The sequence below is a fragment of the Limosilactobacillus reuteri subsp. reuteri genome (assembly GCF_000016825.1).
Lineage (GTDB): Bacteria > Bacillota > Bacilli > Lactobacillales > Lactobacillaceae > Limosilactobacillus > Limosilactobacillus reuteri.
Genome location: NC_009513.1, coordinates 252,266 through 272,237, shown reverse-complemented (window position 1 = coordinate 272,237; position 19,972 = coordinate 252,266). Strand labels below are relative to the sequence as shown.

At 39.7% G+C, this 19,972-nt stretch carries 19 protein-coding genes; 3 read left to right on the top strand and 16 right to left on the bottom strand.

The window, feature by feature from the left end:
- Positions 1-42: 42 nt before the first annotated feature.
- The 10 genes from LREU_RS01205 to tnpA form a co-directional block, all read right to left on the bottom strand.
- Positions 43-933 (bottom strand): alpha/beta hydrolase, encoded by an 891-nt coding sequence (locus LREU_RS01205; protein ID WP_003667221.1) that lies wholly within the window; start codon positions 931-933, stop codon positions 43-45.
- Positions 917-2,233 (bottom strand): PTS transporter subunit EIIC, encoded by a 1,317-nt coding sequence (locus tag LREU_RS01200; protein ID WP_011953387.1) that lies wholly within the window; start codon positions 2,231-2,233, stop codon positions 917-919. Before LREU_RS01200 ends, LREU_RS01205 begins: the two co-directional genes overlap by 17 nt.
- Before the next feature lie 161 nt (positions 2,234-2,394).
- A complete protein-coding gene (locus tag LREU_RS01195; protein WP_003665599.1) occupies positions 2,395-2,640 on the bottom strand; it encodes a type B 50S ribosomal protein L31 in 246 nt (81 codons plus the stop codon).
- Between the two features lie 92 nt (positions 2,641-2,732).
- A complete protein-coding gene (locus LREU_RS01190) occupies positions 2,733-4,010 on the bottom strand; it encodes a UDP-N-acetylglucosamine 1-carboxyvinyltransferase (protein WP_003667214.1) in 1,278 nt (425 codons plus the stop codon).
- A gap of 283 nt (positions 4,011-4,293) precedes the next feature.
- Positions 4,294-5,676, bottom strand: coding sequence for a group II intron reverse transcriptase/maturase (ltrA, locus tag LREU_RS01185; protein ID WP_011953386.1), 1,383 nt, complete (start codon positions 5,674-5,676; stop codon positions 4,294-4,296).
- A 512-nt stretch (positions 5,677-6,188) separates the two neighbouring features.
- Complete coding sequence (locus LREU_RS01180) at positions 6,189-7,793, bottom strand: CTP synthase (protein ID WP_003667210.1); 1,605 nt, start codon at positions 7,791-7,793, stop codon at positions 6,189-6,191.
- Between the two features lie 175 nt (positions 7,794-7,968).
- Complete coding sequence (gene rpoE, locus LREU_RS01175) at positions 7,969-8,526, bottom strand: DNA-directed RNA polymerase subunit delta (RefSeq protein WP_011953385.1); 558 nt, start codon at positions 8,524-8,526, stop codon at positions 7,969-7,971.
- Between the two features lie 45 nt (positions 8,527-8,571).
- Entirely contained in the window at positions 8,572-8,970 is a 399-nt protein-coding gene (locus LREU_RS01170; protein WP_003667208.1) for a YwiB family protein, read from the bottom strand.
- 226 nt (positions 8,971-9,196) lie between these two features.
- A complete protein-coding gene (locus LREU_RS01165; protein ID WP_003667207.1) occupies positions 9,197-10,372 on the bottom strand; it encodes an RNA-guided endonuclease TnpB family protein in 1,176 nt (391 codons plus the stop codon).
- Entirely contained in the window at positions 10,372-10,779 is a 408-nt protein-coding gene (tnpA, locus tag LREU_RS01160) for an IS200/IS605 family transposase (RefSeq protein ID WP_012390494.1), read from the bottom strand. The genes LREU_RS01165 and tnpA overlap by 1 nt, the downstream gene beginning before the upstream one ends.
- A gap of 200 nt (positions 10,780-10,979) precedes the next feature.
- Between tnpA and LREU_RS01155 the strand changes: the two genes are divergently transcribed.
- From LREU_RS01155 to yidA, 3 genes are read left to right on the top strand one after another with little or no spacing between them, the layout of a single operon-like run.
- Entirely contained in the window at positions 10,980-11,804 is an 825-nt protein-coding gene (locus LREU_RS01155; RefSeq protein ID WP_003667203.1) for a lipoate--protein ligase family protein, read from the top strand.
- 1 nt (position 11,805) lies between these two features.
- Positions 11,806-13,173 carry an HD domain-containing protein gene (locus LREU_RS01150; protein WP_003667202.1) on the top strand — a complete coding sequence of 456 codons (1,368 nt, stop codon included), beginning with the start codon at positions 11,806-11,808 and terminating at the stop codon, positions 13,171-13,173.
- Positions 13,173-13,994, top strand: coding sequence for a sugar-phosphatase (gene yidA / locus LREU_RS01145; RefSeq protein WP_003667200.1), 822 nt, complete (start codon positions 13,173-13,175; stop codon positions 13,992-13,994). Before LREU_RS01150 ends, yidA begins: the two co-directional genes overlap by 1 nt.
- 78 nt (positions 13,995-14,072) lie before the next feature.
- Here yidA and LREU_RS01140 read toward each other — a convergent pair whose 3' ends face one another.
- The 6 genes from LREU_RS01140 to LREU_RS01115 all read right to left on the bottom strand — a co-directional run bounded on the left by LREU_RS01140 (position 14,073) and on the right by LREU_RS01115 (position 19,966).
- Complete coding sequence (locus LREU_RS01140) at positions 14,073-14,810, bottom strand: hypothetical protein (protein ID WP_003667199.1); 738 nt, start codon at positions 14,808-14,810, stop codon at positions 14,073-14,075.
- Positions 14,811-14,985: 175 nt separating this feature from the next.
- Entirely contained in the window at positions 14,986-15,975 is a 990-nt protein-coding gene (locus LREU_RS01135) for a ribose-phosphate diphosphokinase (RefSeq protein ID WP_003667197.1), read from the bottom strand.
- Between the two features lie 74 nt (positions 15,976-16,049).
- On the bottom strand, positions 16,050-17,417 hold the full coding sequence (gene glmU / locus LREU_RS01130) for a bifunctional UDP-N-acetylglucosamine diphosphorylase/glucosamine-1-phosphate N-acetyltransferase GlmU (protein WP_003667195.1): 1,368 nt from the start codon (positions 17,415-17,417) through the stop codon (positions 16,050-16,052).
- 3 nt (positions 17,418-17,420) lie between these two features.
- Entirely contained in the window at positions 17,421-18,266 is an 846-nt protein-coding gene (gene purR, locus LREU_RS01125; protein ID WP_003667193.1) for a pur operon repressor, read from the bottom strand.
- Between the two features lie 231 nt (positions 18,267-18,497).
- Positions 18,498-19,295, bottom strand: coding sequence for a metal ABC transporter permease (locus tag LREU_RS01120; protein WP_003667191.1), 798 nt, complete (start codon positions 19,293-19,295; stop codon positions 18,498-18,500).
- Entirely contained in the window at positions 19,295-19,966 is a 672-nt protein-coding gene (locus LREU_RS01115; protein ID WP_003667190.1) for a metal ABC transporter ATP-binding protein, read from the bottom strand. Before LREU_RS01115 ends, LREU_RS01120 begins: the two co-directional genes overlap by 1 nt.
- Between the last annotated feature and the right edge of the window lie 6 nt (positions 19,967-19,972).

Genomic DNA, 19,972 nt, shown 5'->3' with positions numbered 1-19,972 from the left:
AGCTCCTTACTTTTTATTATGAACTTAGTATAACCTGCTTAATTAATTTTGAGTAGCCCTCTGCTTATTTTGCGAATTAGGATTACCGTTGTCATTTGGATCAAGCAAATACTCTTCAATTAACCGTACAATCTGTTTATTTTGTGGCAAGTTAGAGTGTTGAGCATCTTTTCCCGTGACCGTCATTCTCGTATAATGGGCCACTTGTTTTTGATAAATGTATTTACCGGCATCGACGCTTCCTTCTGGGACGAGACCATCCGATGTATAAGTTTCTGTCCCTGCGACCGAATAAACTAATAAGTTTTTAGGGATTCGACTTCGATACTTTACAAAATCAGAAAACATTTGCGTCGGATGGCTAACAGAAGACTCCGCAAAGTTGTATGGCGTTCCTAGTGTCATTAGCCTTTTAATTGTAATCGCATCTTTATATTCAGGGTAGTAATGTTCCAACCAATAAGTCCATACTAGTCCCCCATTGGAGTGGCCAAACGCCTTAAAGTTATTAAAGTTATACTCTTCCGTCAATCGTTCAAAGGCTTGATTAACCATTTGCGCTTGTTTCTTTATATTTTGATAGCCATCGCGATTATTCTCAAAGCCAATCACGATAATCGGCTCGTTATCGCCGCGATTTATCCATCCTTGCGAAACAATTTTACCGCTGTTCATTACTTCTAAGCGCAACACACTATGTTTTTTAGGGCTATCTTCGTTAAGTTTACGAATAAGTGGATTAAAGCGGTTTTGTGTTGCTGAGCTTCCAGGAACCATAATTATCGGTGACATTCTAGAATTATGTTGGGCAGCTAAATATTTATTTGTATCTTTCATCCAAAAATATGCTGGAATTGCCATTAGGACTAAAATCAATATTAGGCCAATCAATACTAAACGAGTATGGAGAATTGATTTAGTCATTCTTTTCATGACTGATCACGTCCTGTTCTGCTAATGTTAAGCGATTTTCAACAACTAGGGCCATTTTTACAAAGGGGATATAGGCAGCGATATCGATTAAAAGCAATACCAAGGTAAAAATCAAAATTCCCCAATTACCATTTGTCCCCAAAAAACTAATAAGCGGTCCCGGTGTCCCCTGCAAAACCGGGTAAGGCGTTGAAGGTATTAAGTGAATCGCAATCGCTAAACTGGCAAGGAGAATGTTTACAATCGGTAAGAAGACAAATGGGATCAGAAATAATGGATTAAATACAACCGGTAAGCCAATCATTGCCGCATAATTAAAATTAAATAATGTTGGTAAGGCCGTCCACCGTGCAACACGATGCATATAGGAGCCATTAGAAGTTAACAGAATGGCAACTATCAAGGCAAGGATCAATCCATCGCCCCCAAAGTTAGCAAATGAATTATAAAGAGAACTGCCTAAAAACTCATACGGTACATTCCACGGAGTTCCATGAGCGAGCGCATAGTTCAAGTTAGCCGTAAATGAATCTCCAGATGTTAATGCCATCGAGGTGTATGGAACGCCTAATCCCAACCAATCAAATATTGTTAACCCCATCGTAGCTAATAACGTCAGCCATAATTGCCGATGCTCTTGGGCAGTCGTAACTAACGTGGAGTAACTTGTTGACCAAGCATGATAGATTGTGTTGGAATTTAAGAAAAGAGCAACCGTCACTCCAAAAATAAGACTAATTGTCATTGGCAGCATTGAACTAAATGATCGTTCTTTCAATAACGGCAACGCATTGGTATTATCACCATCTTTTGGTGGAGTTAACCACCGGTAAAGCTGACCGACTCCATATCCAAGAATTAAAACGATTAACAAACTGTTACCACTAAGGAGCCGTTGGTAAAAGCTAAGTGAAAATTGTGGGGAAAACTTACCATAACGATAAGACATTAGTAAAAGGGTCAGAATAGCTGTTATTCCAGCAAATTTACCGTCTCGCCGATACCTTTTCGCCGTAAACTTTGCTGCCATATAAACAGTATAAATTCCCAGAATCCCTAAGGTTAATTGACTAATGCTAGTTAATACAAATTGAATAACCCGCAACACGTTCTGTGGTATAACATCAAGAAAAGCAACATTATAAATAAAGCCATCTGGTTTAAAAACAGTTTTTAAAATCATCTTTGCCATCGTTCCAATAAAAACAATGGGAAAAATCATAATTAATGTCTGCCGGGTTATCCTAACGAAAGAATAACGATGCAGGGCAATTATTCGATTAATAATTTTTTCATGCATAGGTAGCCCCCCCACTTTCTCAATTATCAATATTATACGCAGAGAAAGATCAATACTTAAAGACGCAAAATAACGTTAATAATGATTTATTGGACTTAATTCAAAAAAAGCCGGGAAAAACTTTCGCTTTTCCCGGCTTTTTTGAATTGTAAGAAGTTCGATTACTTGAGACCGTACTTCTTGTTGAACTTGTCGACAGCACCGTCGGCTTGGGTAAACTTTTGCTTACCAGTGTAGAATGGGTGTGAATCTGAAGTAACTTCAACCCGAATTAATGGGTATTCATTACCGTCTTCCCACTTAACAGTTTCACTTGAAGTGGCTGTTGAGCCAGAGAGAAACTTGTAACCAGTAGATGAATCTTCAAAAACTACTGGATGATAATCTGGATGAATTCCTTGTTTCATAATTTATTACGCTCCTTTTGCCATGAATCATTGCCTGAAACATAGATAATCAACTTTAACAGGATACCACGATTTAAAGAAGTACGCAACTTCTAACCAATTTTTACTGAAGAATCGTCCTCAATAGAAACATTGGCATGAAGGCGATTAAGCTTCCATACAATTCGATCGTAACCCCGTAAAATATTTCCGGCATTATTAATTACAGTCTGTCCATCTGCCATTAATCCAGCAATGGTTAAAGCTGCTCCGGCACGAATCTCACCTGCAGAGACCTCTGCGCCATGAAGCTTTTCTGTATGTTTAACGATAATCATCCCATCATGTGCTTCAATCTTCATCCCCATTTTTTGTAATTGGGAAATGTGCTTTACACGCTTGGGATAAATGGTATCAACAATCGTACTATCACCATCAGCAAGTGACATCAATGGGGTAAGCGGTTGTTGTAAATCAGTAGCAAAACCAGGGAATGGCATTGTCTTAACAGTAACCGGATGTAAATGACTGGATTTTGGTACATAAATCTTATCGCTATCGATTTGAAGTTCAACACCCATTTCAATCATTTTACTGGTAAATGATTCTAAGTGTTCAGGAATAACATTATGGATCATAACCCCATCACCAAGCGCTGCCGCCAAGGATAGGTATGTTCCTGCTTCAATTCGATCAGCAATAATTGTATGAGTATTCATTGACTGAAGTGTCTTTACTCCAGTGATACGGATAGTATCGGTTCCAGCACCCCGAATTTTGGCACCCATATTATTTAAGAATGTTGCCAAGTCGATAATTTCCGGCTCACGAGCTGCATTTTCAATAATCGTTGTTCCTTCAGCGCGAACAGCTGCTAAGATAGCATTAATCGTTGCACCAACTGATACCATATCTAAAAAGATCCGAGACCCATGTAAGCCATTCGGCGCATCTAAATGAACAGTACCCTTTTCTTCGATAACGGTTGCTCCAAGTGCTTTAAATGCTTTTAAGTGTTGGTCAATTGGGCGGGGGCCGATATTATCGCCTCCCGGAAATGTTAATGTCGCGCGATGGAAACGACCTAATAATGCACCCATAAAGTAATAGGAAGCCCGAAGACTTTTAATTGCCTTGCTTGGAAGTTCAGCTTCTACGATTTGTGTTGGATCAATATCTAAAACTCCGTGACTAAACTCGGACTTTACATTCATTGACTCCAAAATAATCATCAGATTGTGAACATCCAAGATATCTGGAACCGTGTCAAACTCTACAGGGGTATCCGCAAGAATAGCAGCTGGAATTAATGCCACTGTACTATTTTTGGCACCACCGATCGTGACTTCGCCAGAAAGACGGTTTCCTCCTTGAATGATCATTTTCTTCATTTCTGCGTTTCCTCACTTAAAAATTTTAGTCTGTTTTTCATTTAAGCTAAGTTAATGATTATTTCAGTTACAAAACAGTCAACTGTAATGATAATGAAATATCAAGAGAATTACAACCTTTTATAAATAATCTTAAAAAAAATCATAAGGTCAGGCCAAAAATTAGCATATTTAACTTAAAATTTAACAATTCTACTAAATCGAGTAGGAGATAATTGATTAGTTCAATTATCGACCTCTCACACCACCGTACGTACGGTTCCGTATACGGCGGTTCGACAACTTAATCACTTTGAATTGACTGGAGCGTCTTGGACATATTCATAAGTCCGAGTTGTTCCAGTTTTCTATTTGTTAGAGAATAGCTCAAGGTCTTACTGTGTGCAGTTCGCCAGTAGCCCTTGCGGGTACTAGCGAAGACGTATGCATCACGCTGGGACAGCCCCAGCTTCTGTAAGTTAGTTACCTTAGTTTTAAGCTTCTTCCATTGCTTCCAGATATACTGTCTTATTCGGGCCCTCAACCACTTGTCAAGGCGTTGAATAAAGTCAGTTAGTTTCCCAATTGAGTAGTACTGAAGCCATCCACGCATTTTTCGCTGAATTTCTTCAAACATTCTTGTCAGAGATATTCCACGATTACGTTTAGTTAATAACCTCAATGCTTTCTTTACTCGTTGTTGCGATTGTTTTGCTGGACGGGCGTAGGCTCCATTGTGCTCTACACCCAACGAAAAGCCAAGAAACTTTAACCGTAGCGGGCTACCGACTTTGGTTTTATCTGGGTTCACTTTAACTTTCAATCGCTTTTCAAGAAACTGGGTAATGCTTCGCATTACTCGTTCTCCGGCTCGTTGACTTTTAACATAAATGTTACAATCATCCGCATAGCGCACAAAGTGGTGACCACGTCTAGTCAACTCTTTATCCAACTCATTTAGATAGATATTCGCCAGTATTGGTGACAATGGCCCTCCTTGTGGGGTTCCTTTTTCACTCTTAGCGAAAAGCCCATGGTCTAAGACTCCGCTAGTTAGAAACTTACGAATGAGCCTTAGTGTCCATGGGTCATCAATATATTGTTGAAGATACTTAATCATCAAGTCATGATTAACATTATCAAAATAGGCTTTTAGGTCTAAGTCGACAACTCTTCGATAACCTTGATTATAAAGATCTACTACTTTTGCAATAGCGTCGTGAGCCCCACGGTGAGGGCGGAAGCCAAAACTATTATCAGAGAAAACACGCTCAAAGATAGGTGTAAGAATTTGGGCCACAGCTTGTTGAACCATTCGGTCCACCACTGTTGGTATTCCGAGTTTTCTTACTCCACCATTAGGCTTCGGAATTTCTACCCGTTTGACTGGTGCTGGTTTATACTTGCCCTCACGCAAACTAGCAATCAATTCCGTCTTATTTTCTCTGAGATATGGCAGAAGGTCATTGACTGTCATATCGTCAATGCCTGCTGCCCCTTTATTTCTCTTAACTCGCAAATAAGCCTGATTAAGGTTATTGCGGTCCAAGACTAAGTCTTGGATAGTGACACTCATACCTTTACCTTCACCATAATCGGTACTACGCGCCCTTGTGTACTTTCGGTTTTCCAAACCTATCCTCGACAAGCGGTCAGCTTGTTGTTCTGCTTTCTGCGATTGTCGCACCTGATTACACCTCCGATATAAGTTACAAGTTATTGTCGTTCAGTCCTTCATCTGATTACTCAGACTACTATGACCTCGGCTGACTTCTGGCTTACTCAACGCTACATCACTGCACCGCTTGTTTCTGTGGAAATTAAACTTATTCCTCTTGTCGGAAACGTGTAGGCCAGATCCCCCCGGGTAAGGATATTAACTTTCGTACCATGTCACCGGTAGCTTTACTGAAAGTAACTTCGAGTAGTGTTGGACTTTAACTTGTCATGCAGTCTTATCCAGTTAGTTCCAGCCTTATAGCTACTTCTTGTTCATCGGTGCAGTACTTTGCCTTAGACTTCCTTCAGATTCCACCTCACAGTGGACACCCTTGTCCTCAGCTCATGGTTCCGACTACTACGGCCCATAGCGGACTCTCACCGCCTAGCTAATACCCATGCCGGGCGCACACAAAAAACAAGAGAAGTGACATTCTTGCCCCCATCTCTTGTATTAAATATATTATACAATTTAAATTTTTATTTGTCCTCAGCAGCTGCTTTCACAAATGCAGCAAATAATCCTTCTGGGTGATTAGGACGAGACTTGAATTCTGGGTGGTACTGAGCAGCCACGAAGAACTTTTTATCAGGAATTTCAACTACTTCAACTAAATTCCGATCTGGATTCACCCCAGAGATAACCAAGCCATGGTTTTCCATTTCTTGACGGTAGTCGTTGTTAAATTCATAACGGTGACGGTGACGTTCACTGATCATTGATTGGTTACCATAAGCCGCTGCAGCAACTGTTCCTGGCTTAAGCTTACATGGATATGCACCAAGCCGTTGTGTTCCTCCCATATCTTCAATGTCTGCTTGGTCTGCCATCAAGTCAATAATATTGTGTTTAGTATTTGGATCAAATTCAGTTGAGTTTGCATCAGTGTAACCTAATACATCTCGTGCAAATTCAATACATGCTGTTTGCATCCCTAAGCAAATACCGAGGTAAGGAACATCATTTTCCCGAGCATACTTAATTGCAGTGATCATTCCTTCTACTCCCCGGTTTCCAAAACCACCAGGAACAAGAATCCCATCGTAATCTTTCAAGGTCTCTTCAACATTTTCTGGAGTAATGTTTTCAGCATTAAAGTGGTCAATCTTTACCTTTGCATTTACAGGATAACCAGCATGACGTAATGATTCATTAACTGAAATATAAGCATCCTGTAAGTCAGTATACTTACCAACCATCGCAATCTTAACGGTCTTAGTTAAGTCATGTTCGATATGATTTACCATTTCTGTCCATTCTGTCATGTCAGCTTCTGGTACTTCTAAACCAAAGTGGTCGACAACCAATTGATCCATACCTTGCTTTTGTAAGTTTAACGGAATTTCGTAAAGAGTATGAACATCCATTGATTCAACAACGGCTTTAGGATCAACATCACAGAATAAGGCAATCTTCTTCCGCATATCATCAGTAATTGGTTGCTCTGTCCGAACCACCAAAATGTTAGGTTGGATTCCTAAACCACGTAATTCGCGAACACTGTGTTGAGTTGGCTTAGTCTTCATTTCACCAGCAGCACGAAGATATGGGACTAAGGTAGTGTGGATGTACAACACATTTTCACTACCAACTTCTTCTTTCATTTGGCGAATAGCTTCCATGAATGGTTGTGATTCAATGTCCCCAACTGTACCACCAATTTCAGTAATTACAACTTCAGCATCAGTACTTTCACCAGCGCGCTTAATCTTATCCTTAATGGCATTAGTGATGTGTGGAATAACTTGGACTGTCCCACCAAGGTAATCCCCACGGCGTTCCTTACGAAGAACTTCAGAGTAGATTTTACCCGTTGTAACATTTGAATATTTATTGAGATCATTATCGATAAAACGTTCATAGTGACCAAGGTCCAAATCAGTTTCTGTGCCGTCATCAGTCACAAAAACTTCACCGTGTTGGTATGGACTCATCGTACCGGGGTCAACATTGATGTAAGGATCGAATTTTTGGATCGCAATCTTTAGGCCCCGATTTTTTAATAATCGTCCTAAAGAGGCAGCAACGATTCCCTTTCCTAATGATGATACAACTCCACCGGTTACAAAAATGTATTTCGTCATTGTCGTCTACTCCTTTTTTATATTTGCGGGTGTGATAATAGAAAAAACTCCCTATTTCAAATAAAACACTGAAACAGGGAGCTTATTTATCTACGAACTTATTGGCCTGTCTTTACAGGCGCCCAAGAAAGATAATACAGGGTCAATAAATAATAGTCAAGCACAAAGTTGAAAATTATTCGTCATCCTCGTCTTCATCTTCTTCATCATGTAATTCTGATAGCTGACCTTCAATACCATCATCAAGATCATCATCGTCGTCACTGAAGTCATCAGTGTCGTCATCATAATCATCCTCAGAATCGGCATCATCGTCAGTATCAAGATCCTCATCTTCAGGATCATCATTGTCATAGTCAATTACATCGTCATCGTCATCGGTGTCTGCGAGGAAGGCATTGACTTTACGCCGCTTCTTCTTTGGACGATCATCCTCTTCATCTTCTTCGTTTTCACCAACTGTGGCTTCATCGATAGATTCGAATGGGTACCAAGCACGCAGACCCCAGGTGTTGTCACCAAGGGAAATAAAACTGCCATCAACATTTAAGTCAGTATAGAACTGTGCAAGACGTTCACGAATTTCCTCATCGCTCTTACCCAGATATTGCTGAACCTCGTTGGTCAAATCAACAAACGCCATTGCTTTTCCATGGTGAGCTAAAATAGCGTGTGCGACTTCAATCATTGAAAGTTCTGATTTGTCCTGACCGTCAAAAACCTTTAAATCCAAATTGGTGCACATCCCTTCAAAAAGTCTAAACTACATCATACAATATTAAGCAGCAAATTGCAATTCTAGTTGGTAACTCCCTATTAATTGTCCCGCTTGTTTTAGTTGATACTTAACAGAAAGGTGACCAGCCGGAGCCTTTACATCAACGTCTTTTTCCAAACTTTCTGTCAACACATCAATTTTAATCATGCCGTATTCTGTTTGGTACCGCATGATAGTTTCTTGTGTCGGGTCCAAAAATAGGTTTGTTTCGACATTTCCACGCCTTCTTAAGCGGATCAGCTCATCCTCAAATTTAATTTGCACCGGCGTTTCTTGCCCGTCTTGGTGTTCAATGTACCTTAAATAATACTTACCATTCATTTCGACAAAAGTACCTTCTTCAGTAAAGGTAAATTTTTCTTGCTGTCCACTTTGATCAATGATCGTTGAGAGATTCACATGAACAGGAATTACGCTCTTGATAATAAACTCCTCCTTTCACTTTGCTTATCGTCATTATTATACTCTTTTTACTATTGAACTACTCCCGCTTATCTAAACCTACGGTTTAATGCTTGAAGTGGGAGATTCTGGAAACATCACATACTTACCCTACCGATTCTGAACGAACCTTCAAGCAGAGGTTACGACTATTAACCAAGGCTCGTCCCGAGCCTAACTTTATCTATCGGATAGCTAATCCTTTTTGCAAGATAACTTGTGCAGCGTTAATATCACGATCTAAATGTTTACCACAGTTTGGACAATCCCACTCACGTACCGCTAACCATTCCAATTTATTTAATCCTAACCGATGATTATTCTTCCCACAATTAGCACAAATTTGGCTAGTATATGACGGATTGACCTGAATAAGCTTTTTACCGTACCAGTTACACTTATATTGCAATATATCTACTAATTTTGACCAGCTAGCGTTAGCGATTCCTCTAGCTAAATGGTGATTTTTCATCATTCCCTTAGTATTAAGTTTTTCCAACACAATGATGTCGTACTTTTTGACCAATTTAGTAGTGAATTTTTGTAGCTGATCCAACCGTTGGTTGGCAATCTTTTGCCGATACTTCGCCACCATAATACGAGCTTTCTGATAATTCTTAAAATCGTCTAATTGCCGTGGAACTAACACTTTATTATGATGATCCCAGGTGATTTCCTGCTGGGCCTTTAAGAACCGACGACTACGCAATTTCTCCCAACGATACAACTTTTTACGGTATTTGTCTTCAAAATGATTGATCGGTTCCTTGCATCCATCTGAAAGATTAAGTAATGACTTAAGTCCTAAATCGCCACCAATATATTTACTTGTTTTAGGAAGAGTTTGGTTTTCGCTTTCCACTAAAACAGTAATGTAATATTGACCAGCAACGTTCAGACGAACAGTGACATTCTTAATTTTACCCATTGGCAATCGACCAGCTCTAAAATAGACGATACCGAGTTTTGGTAACTTTATATGATGGCAATCTAAAACTTTAATATTGCCATTAACGTACTTTGAATTGTAGCTCTGAGAATATTTTCTGGATTTAAATCGAGGGAACTTATTTTGACCTTTAAAAAAGCGTTGAAAAGCATCGGCTAAATTGCGATTAGCACTTTGCAAAGCAGTTGATTCTGCTTGTTTCAACCAAGGATACTCAACCTTAAGTTGTTTCAACAGATTATTCATCCCAAAGGCATTCACAAATTTAGCTTCCGGATTGTTCTTGCGCCGTTCAATTTGCATATTAAGCATTTGATTCCATACAAAACGAACACAACCGAAGGTTTGCCAGAGCTGATTTCGTTGTGCTGAATTTGGATAGATGCGCATTTTAACGGCTTTTAGAACCATTATTTTCTCCCTTGACTTTCAATATATCGTTTTAAAACTTCTAAAGGCGCTCCACCAGTGCTAATTAAGCAATAGCTTTGTGTCCAAAAGGCTGATTTCCAAAGATACTGCTTGATTTCTGGAAATTGTTTTTTGACCATTCTGGAGCTAGACGATTTGTAAGCATTTAAAAATTTAGCCATTTCCGTATGAGGCGTTGCTCTAAACAAAACATGTACGTGGTCCTGATCATGATTCCATTCTTGCAAATTAATGCCGTATGCTTGTCCCACAACTACAAAACAATGTTTAAGATATTCAGATATTTCATCGTTAATTACTTTTCGACGATACTTAACCACCATTACCAAATGGTAATTAAGTAAGTATACTGAATGCTGATTTCTATCTAATTCTCTTGTTATCACCACATTTTATAGATATACACTAAATATATCATAGAACAAAAGAAAAAGCACTAACGTGCTTTAAGAGAGCGATTCATCCCCTACTTATAGAAGTGGGGGTATTCTCGCAAATTTATGGATAAATACCCCGTGAAACGTCCATGTTCTCATGAGTTCTTGTATAATATAGATATATTATTTCACAGAAAAGAAGAAGTACGATGCCTAATTTTAAGAATCAGTGTTTTCAACAGTTTATTCAACCTTTAACTCCAGCGGATAATCTTTCGTCTTTCATCTATACCAACGCTTTGTTACGTTCAGCTAGCGAACTCAAATTTCCCCTCCTTCATTTTTGGACATTAGAGGATACGGTTATTTTAGGATTAAAAGATCAACGATTACCGCATTTATCAACTGCCCTTGCTTCACTTACGCACCGCGGTTTCCACTATTTCATGCGTAATTCAGGGGGATTAGCAGTTGTGAGTGACGACGGTATTTTAAACCTATCAATTTTCTATCCATGGCACCTCGAAGATCATGAATTAACTATTGATGAAGCATACCAGCGAATGGTCAACCTAATTCAGGCAGCTTTCCCTAGCCTGGAAATTGCCACTGGTGAAATCACGTATTCGTACTGTCCAGGAAGCTTCGATATTAGCGTTAACGGCCAAAAGATTGGTGGAATTTCTCAACGACGGAACAAAGTGGGAGTTACAGTAATGCTTTACTTAAGCGTCTGTGGTAATCAGCAGGATCGGGGTAAGCTAATTCGTGACTTCTATGATACAGGTCTGCAACAAGATCAAAACAAGTGGCATTTTCCAGATGTTTGGCCGGGAGCAATGACAACTATCTCTAAAGCCCTCAACACGCAATTAAGCGTTCAGGATGCGATCCAGCGAATCCAATCAGTCGTTCAAATCATTGCTCCTGACAGCCTTAATAACTTAATGTGGTCGCCTAATTTTATATCAACTCTCAGTAAAGAACTAATCAGCATGGAACGTTTACAAGAACGTTTAGAGAAAGAAGATTAATATGAATCACTTTTACGATGAAAAACTTCGCCGTGAAAAGGTTTTTCGGGATCCAATTCACGGACAAATTATTGTCGATAATCAAATTATTATGGACTTAATTAATACTCCTGAGTTTCAACGATTACGACGAATCAAGCAGCTAGGAACTTCATCATTTACCTTTCATGGCGCCGAGCATTCCCGCTTTGGCCACTGCCTAGGCGTCTATGAAATTACCCGCCAAATGTGCAACTATTTTCAGCGAAACTATCCTAGTCAGCATCCTGGCGACGGCCTATGGGATGATCACGAACGACCGGTTACTTTATGCGCAGCCCTCCTCCATGATTTAGGGCATGGTCCTTATTCCCACACATTTGAACATATTTTCCATACAAACCATGAGCAAATTACCCGTCAGTTGATCACCGATAGCAGCACTAACATTAATAAGATATTACAACGGGTTTCACCTGACTTCCCCCATCAAGTTGCTAGTGTGATCGACCATACTTATGAAAATCCACAAGTAGTTCAAATGATTTCAAGTCAGGTTGATGCGGACCGGATGGACTACTTGCAACGAGACGCGTATTACACAGGAACAAACTACGGAAAGTTTGATCTTGATCGTGTTCTTCATGTTATGCGACCGGTTAAGAGGGGGATTGCCTTTGAAATTTCGGGGATGCATGCGGTAGAAGATTACATTATCAGTCGGCTTCAGATGTATCTGCAAGTCTACTTCCACCCAGTTTCCCGTTCAATGGAAGTTATCTTGGACCACCTCTTAATGCGGGCAAAATATATTTACCAGCACCCAAATGACTTTGAACCTGACTTCACCCCTCATATGCTGATGCCATTTTTTAATGGTAAGTTCACCCTGGATGACTATTTGGCGCTTGACGATGGTGTCTTAACTACTTATTTTATTCATTGGACCCATTCTCGTGATGATATTTTAAGCGATCTTGCGAGTCGTTTTCTTAACCGCCGACCATTTAAATCAGTCATTTATGATCAAAATACACAAAAGCTTTTGCCAACTTTACGAAAGCTAATTCAAACTGCTGGATTTAATAGCCAGTACTACACCGCAGTTAACGATAGCTTTAAACTCCCATACGATACTTATCATCCACAAGATTCTAATACCCAAACGCAGATCGAGCTTCTCCAACCTAATGGCGATTTTATTGAGTTATCCCAAGTTAGTACCTTGGTCGCCAGCGTGTCGGGACGAGAAGCCGGAGATCAACGGTTCTTTTTTCCAAAAGAGATGCTTGAAACGCGAAACAATATTGAAATTTTTGAACCAATCTATGAAGAATTTCAAGGCTATATCAAAAATAATCATATTATCAACCCAAAGGAGCAAAAATAATGGCAATTAAATTAGTCGCAATCGATATCGATGGAACATTAATCAATGACCAACGCCAAATTACACCACAAACTGTTGCCGCAATAAAAAAAGCCAGCGCGCAGGGAGTAAAGATCGTCTTATGCACTGGACGTCCCATGACAGGCGTAAAGGCATACCTTGACCAACTGGACTTAAATGATTCAGATAATGAATTTGTTATTAGCTTTAACGGTGCGTTGGCCCAATCAACTAGTGGGAATGTCTTGGTAAACTACACTATGCCTTTCAATGACTATGCAGACTGGCAAACTTATTGTATTAAAGAGGGTGTCAAGTCCCAGATTGAAACCCGGGATTACATCTATACAATTAACCGAGATTTAAGTCCCTATACAGTCTACGAGTCAGACCTTGTAAGTATGCCAATCCGTTACCGCACCTTTGAAGAACTTTCTAAAATGCAAGATCAATACGTAATCGCTAAGGCAATGATGGTTGATACTAAAGAACAAATTGACAAAGCATGGGCAGAACTGCCGGCAGAAATGCGTGATCGCTTTTCCATTGTCCGCAGCGAAGACTTTTATTTGGAATTCATGAATAAACAAGCAAGTAAAGGAAATGCTCTTCAATTACTTAGTGAAGAACTCGGAATTAAAAAAGATGAAGTAATGGCTCTTGGCAACGCGCAAAACGATGATTCAATGATTGAATATGCCGGCTTAGGGGTAGCAATGGGAAATTCAATTCCCGGTACATTAAAGATCGCTGACGTAACAACTGCTGATAATAATCATGATGGTGTTGGAAAAGCAATTGAAGAATATGTTCTTAAGTAAAGACAGAAATAAAAAGCAAGAAGCGTACTTTCGAAAAAGTTACACCTCTTGCTTTTATTTTTTGTCATCTTTTATATATTAAGCGATCTTTGTTACCGCTCCAGTTTGACTGTTATATTGGTAAATACCAATCAAGCTTGCAACAGTGTTATCACTATTGTTTTGCCGAACTTCAAACTTGTAAACATTGCCATCCTTGCCTGTTGGCATAATTTGGTAACCTTGGGAGCCACTAAAGCCCATCTTGTTAGCAAATTGTTGGACTACATTATCACTAGTTGCATCAGATGCAGCTTGGTTAGCAGCAGAGGATGATTGTTGCGTTGCTGAGCTTGTAGAACTGGATTGCTTATTTGTTTGCTTGCTATTGGTAGATGATGAAGTTTGAGAACTCGTGGAACCTTGTGCAGAACTTACCTTGCTTTGTAAGTCAGCATATGCATTGCGCATTGCCGTACTAGTCGACTTTTGTGATTTTAAATTGTTCTTAGCACCATCATAATCGCCATTTTCATATGCTTTTTGAGCATTCATATAGCTCTGTAAATCATCAGCAAGTGCTTCCGTTTGAGCATTATGATCGTTTAATTGGCTTAATTGTTCATATGCTCCTTCATAGTCATGATTTTGGATAAGCTTATTAGCTGTACGATAAGCCTTTGAAGCTTTACTTTCGGAAGAACGGACAGACGATGTGCTGGAAGAACTTGTATCACTACTTGACGCAGATTGTTTACCACAACCAGCGAGGGCAAAGATAGTAGCGACTGCAGCTGTTCCAACCATTGCTTTTTTGAAAAACTTAATTGTTGTCATTTTTCTCCTCCTTATTTCACATCGTATTATAACATGAATTGATAATGACTGTTTGCCTTTCCTAAATCTTTATCTTCTTTTAAAACAGAAACGGAAAATAAGAAAGGCCGAAAGAAACTAAAAATATTTTTTCCTTCCGACCTACTTTATTTATTAATTTCAGTTTGCTTAAGCATTACTTCTTTTCCAACTGTGCACTTTGGAAAACCTGTTTAAAGAGTGGACTAACAGGACGATTTTCGTTAATCCGTTTGATTGCATCCCCAATTAGTGGAGCAACCGATACCTGCTTGATTTTATCGATTTGTTTTTCCTTTGGTAATTGAATCGAATCTGTCACAACCACTTCTTTAAGCGGTGCATTCCGTAAACGTTCAATTGCTGGGCCAGATAATACCGCATGGGTACATGATGCGTAGACTTCTTCTGCGCCGGCATCTATTAATGCTTGCGAACCTAAACTAATAGTTCCCGCAGTATCAATCATGTCATCAATCATAATACACTTCTTACCCTTAACGTCTCCAATAATATTCATGATTTGAGCAACGTTCGCCCGTGGACGCCGCTTGTCAATAATCGCAATTGGAGATTTTAAAAACTCGGCAAGTGCTCGTGCCCGTGTTACTCCACCATGATCAGGAGAAATAACAACTGCATTTTCAGCAACACCCTGGTTGATAAAATACTCTGCTAAAAGCGGAGCACCCATCAAATGATCGACAGGGATATCAAAGAACCCTTGAATTTGTGCGGCATGAAGATCAAGTGCAATAATCCGATCAACACCGGAATTTTGCAACATATTAGCAACCAACTTAGCAGTGATTGGTTCACGGCTCCGTGCTTTTCGGTCTTGACGGGCATAACCATAGTATGGCATCACCACGTTAATCGTCTTGGCACTAGCACGACGAAGCGCATCCACCATAATTAATAACTCCATTAAGTTGTCATTAACTGGGGCGGAAGTCGACTGGATGACATAAACATTGTCTCCCCGCACACTTTCCTCAATATTAATTTGGATCTCACCATCACTAAAACGATTAACAGATAATTTTCCTAAATCAACCCCGACATGCTTAGCAATCTTTTCTGCTAAGGGACGATTTGAATTTAACGCAAAGATTTTTAAATTTTGATCAAAATATTGCTGTGTCATTAGGTCCTCCGCTGATTAATAAATGTTATACTACTACCACTTACATAATATAAATTAGTGAGGCAAAAAGCAAGTTACCATGGTAGCTTCTTAGCATAATTTTCTTTATTAACCTGCCGTGCCCGCGCAATTGCCATGTCATATTGTTCCGTACTATCTGTGATGGTCGAACCAGCAGCAACAAATGAATCTTTTGCAATATTAACAGGAGCTACTAAGTTACTGTTACTACCGATAAAGGCATGGTCGCCAACATTGGTATGGTGCTTATTTGTCCCATCGTAGTTAACAAAGACTACTCCACAGCCAACATTAATATCCTTACCTAACGTAGCGTTACCGATATAAGTCAGGTGACCGACCTTTGTTCCTTCACCAATATAAGCCTTCTTAACCTCACAGAAGTTACCAATATGAACATTTTCGCCAATTTCTGCTTCTGGACGCAAGTGGCTATTAGGACCAATATCACTGCCATTGTGCATTTCCGCTTCCTGGAGGGTAGACGAAATAATTTTAACCCCATCGTGAATCTTGGAATCAGTGATCCGTGAACCAGCACCGATATAACAATCGTTACCAATTTCTGTATGACCTTTGATTACAACGCCACCTTCAATAACTGTATCACGACCAATCTTGACATCAGCATCAATATAAGTTGTTTCAGGATCAATCATTGAAACCCCTTCACGCATCCAATGAGTATTAATCCGGTTACGCATTACCTTGTTTGCGCGTGCAAGGGCAACTCGGTCATTTACCCCCATTGATTCGTCAAAGTTATCCATCTTGTAGGCTGTTACGATCTCATTTTCTTGCTTTAAAATGCCAATAACATCAGTTAAATAGTACTCACCCTGGGCATTATCATTCGTGATCTTGCTAAGGGCAGCAAAGAGTTTCTTGTTATCAAAACAGTAAACTCCGGTATTAATTTCCTTAATTGCCTGTTCTTGAACAGTAGCATCTTTTTGTTCCACGATTCGTTCAACGATTCCAACATCATTTCGCACAATCCGGCCATAACCAGTTGGATCAGGAGCAATAGAAGTCAAAATAGTGGCTGCCGCATGCCGCTGTTCATGATATTCAAAGAGTTTTTCAAAAGTCTCAGCCGTAAATAAAGGAGTATCACCACTGACAATAATAGTTTCGCCATCTTCATTTGCAAGAAGGTCTTTTGTTTGCATTACGGCATGCCCGGTTCCAAGCTGTTGTTCTTGGAGCGCATACTTAGTACGGTGTCCCAATTGCTGTTCAACTGTTTCCGCCCCGAAACCAACAATTGTAATAATATTATCAATCTTGGCCTTTTCCAATTGAGTTAAAACATGCTCAACCATTGTCTTACCACAAACTTGGTGTAAAACCTTGTATAGCTTTGAGCGCATCCGTGTACCTTTACCAGCAGCTAAAATAATTGCATTACGTTTTGTCATTTCCTAATTCTCCACTTTCTTATCAAACACGTTTTCCATGAAGCTTCCTGCTTGTGCTGCAATCTTCTTCTCCGTGCCATCTTTAGTTTCCACTTTGATTAATGAAGTACAGTTATCGACTAACCGTTGCCCATTTACCGGACGACCTTCTGCAAAAACAGTAATCCCAACCAAGTTAGCATCAAATTCTTTAATCAAAGATTTCATTCCGTTAATCGTGCCGCCGCCCTTCATAAAGTCGTCAACAACCAAGACATTCGCCCCAGCTGATAATGTACGACGGGACAATTCCATCTTCTTTATCCGTTGGACGGACCCAGAAACGTAATTAACACTTACAGTAGGTCCTTCAGTAATGTGTGAACTATTACGAACAATAACAAATGGTTTATTCATATACATCGCAACGCTTTGAGCAATCGGGATCCCCTTAGTCTCAACTGTCATAATAACATCAACATCAGTATCAACGTATTGAGTAGCGATTAACTTACCGATCTGCCGCAAAATTTCTGGTTGGCCGATTAAATCCGATAAGTAAACATAACCCCCCGGTAGCAAACGCGAGTCATCATTAACCCGGTCAACTAAGTTATCAATGGCCGCCTGAGCATTTTCCTTAGAATAAAATGGCGTTAACACCGCGCCACCGCTTGCACCAGGAATTGTTTCTAATCGTCCCTGTCCCCAAGTTTGGAAGGTATGTTTAACAATTCCTAAATCTTCACTGATTGATGACTTAGCTGAGTCGTAACGCTCACCAAAAAACTTCAACGATACTAATGATCGCGGATGTTCAAGCAAGTAACGTGTCATATCCACCAATCGGTTACTCCGTCTAATTTTCATGTTCTTTCTCTGCCTTTCAAAAAGGATTAATTAACATTGATTTTAACATAAAATGTTCGGATTTTCGGCAAAATTTTAGTATTTACTGAGAAAAAAGAGTACGAGATAGGGGGCATTTTGTCGCCACGAAGCTAGCATCTGAAAGCCCCACAAATAATAATAGTCTCCAACACTTTGTCGGGCGTTGAAGACCATTGTTGTACTATGTTGTTTACCTACTTAAGCCACAGTCTAATTCGATTCGATAAATTTACTATAAATCAAGGCTGTGGTATAGATGATAACTTCAATCACTGCGATAAAGAAACTAACCGGCCAATCTGTCAAATAACCGAGAAAAAGCCCAAGCCATGTCCCTAACAGTGAAAATAAAATTGCTAAAATAATCATCCGTGCGACACCATGCGTAAAGTATTTAGCACTAGCAGCTGGTAACGTTAGGAGAATAAAAATTAGCAAAGAACCGACAATCTGAGCAGCGACACTAACGCTTAAAGCAAGTAGTAAAAGAAAAACAACAGAAATCACTGTTTGATTTATTCCACTGACCTGCGCCCCAATTGAATCAAAGGAATCAAACTTAAGGCGACGATACATCAATAGCAAAATGATCAAAACAAGAATGGAAAGGTAGACAAGCTGCCAGACCTCATTCAAACTAATTCCAACCACGCTACCAAACAAAATACTTGTTGCTGAGCTAGCTGACTGACTGCTCAAAGATAAGAAAAGAATTCCTAAACCAATGAACAACGCTGAAACGGCACTAATAACCGCTTCTCGCCGTGATTCTTTTATACTCATTTGTCCAACAATAACTGAGCTTAACATTGTAAACAGAATCATCCCATTTAGCGCTGGCCATCCAGCAAAAACGGCAAAAGCACCACCAGCAAACCCAATTTCAGACAAGGTATGCGTTAAGAATGATAAATTTCGTGCAACGACAAAAACTCCAATAATTCCACAAATAATCGCAATAAATGTACTAGCGACAAATGCGTGACGCATAAAACTTAAAGTTAACATTACTTTTTATCCCCCTTTACCGGACTGGGTAACTCATTAATTGGCCCAGTGGAATAAGAACCGGGAGAGAGATATAAGAAACGGGTCCCATATTGTTCTGCTAGATCCCAATCATGAGTAATAAACATTACACTTAAACCATTTTGTTGAAAACGAGTTACTAGGTCTAGCAATTCATACTTCATTTCATTGTCCAGACTTGCTGTCGATTCGTCCAGAATAAGGAGGTTAGGATTGGGTAATAAAGCTTGAGCAAGATATGCTCGTTGCTTCTCACCCCCTGACGCTAAACCAAGGGGCCGCTCAGCAATCTTTGTTAGGTTATTTTCACGAATCATCCGTTCAACACGGTTTCGCTCGCTTTTAGTCAGCCATGGTAAAAGGCGTGGTTTAGTATTTAAAGCAACAAAATCGCGAATAGATAGTGGGTATTCCTCGTCAATATTACGAAACTGAGGAACGTAGCCAAGTCGTGTACTTTGCGGAATAGTTATTGTCCCGCTTTTCGGTTTTAAAAAACCAAGCATTGAGCGAACAAGAGTCGTTTTTCCTACCCCATTTTCACCAACCACGACAAGAAAATCCCCTTCATTAATGGAGAAGCTTAAATGATCGATTACAGTATGATTTCCATAAGCGATCGTTAAATCATCAACTGATACAACTGCCATTATCTT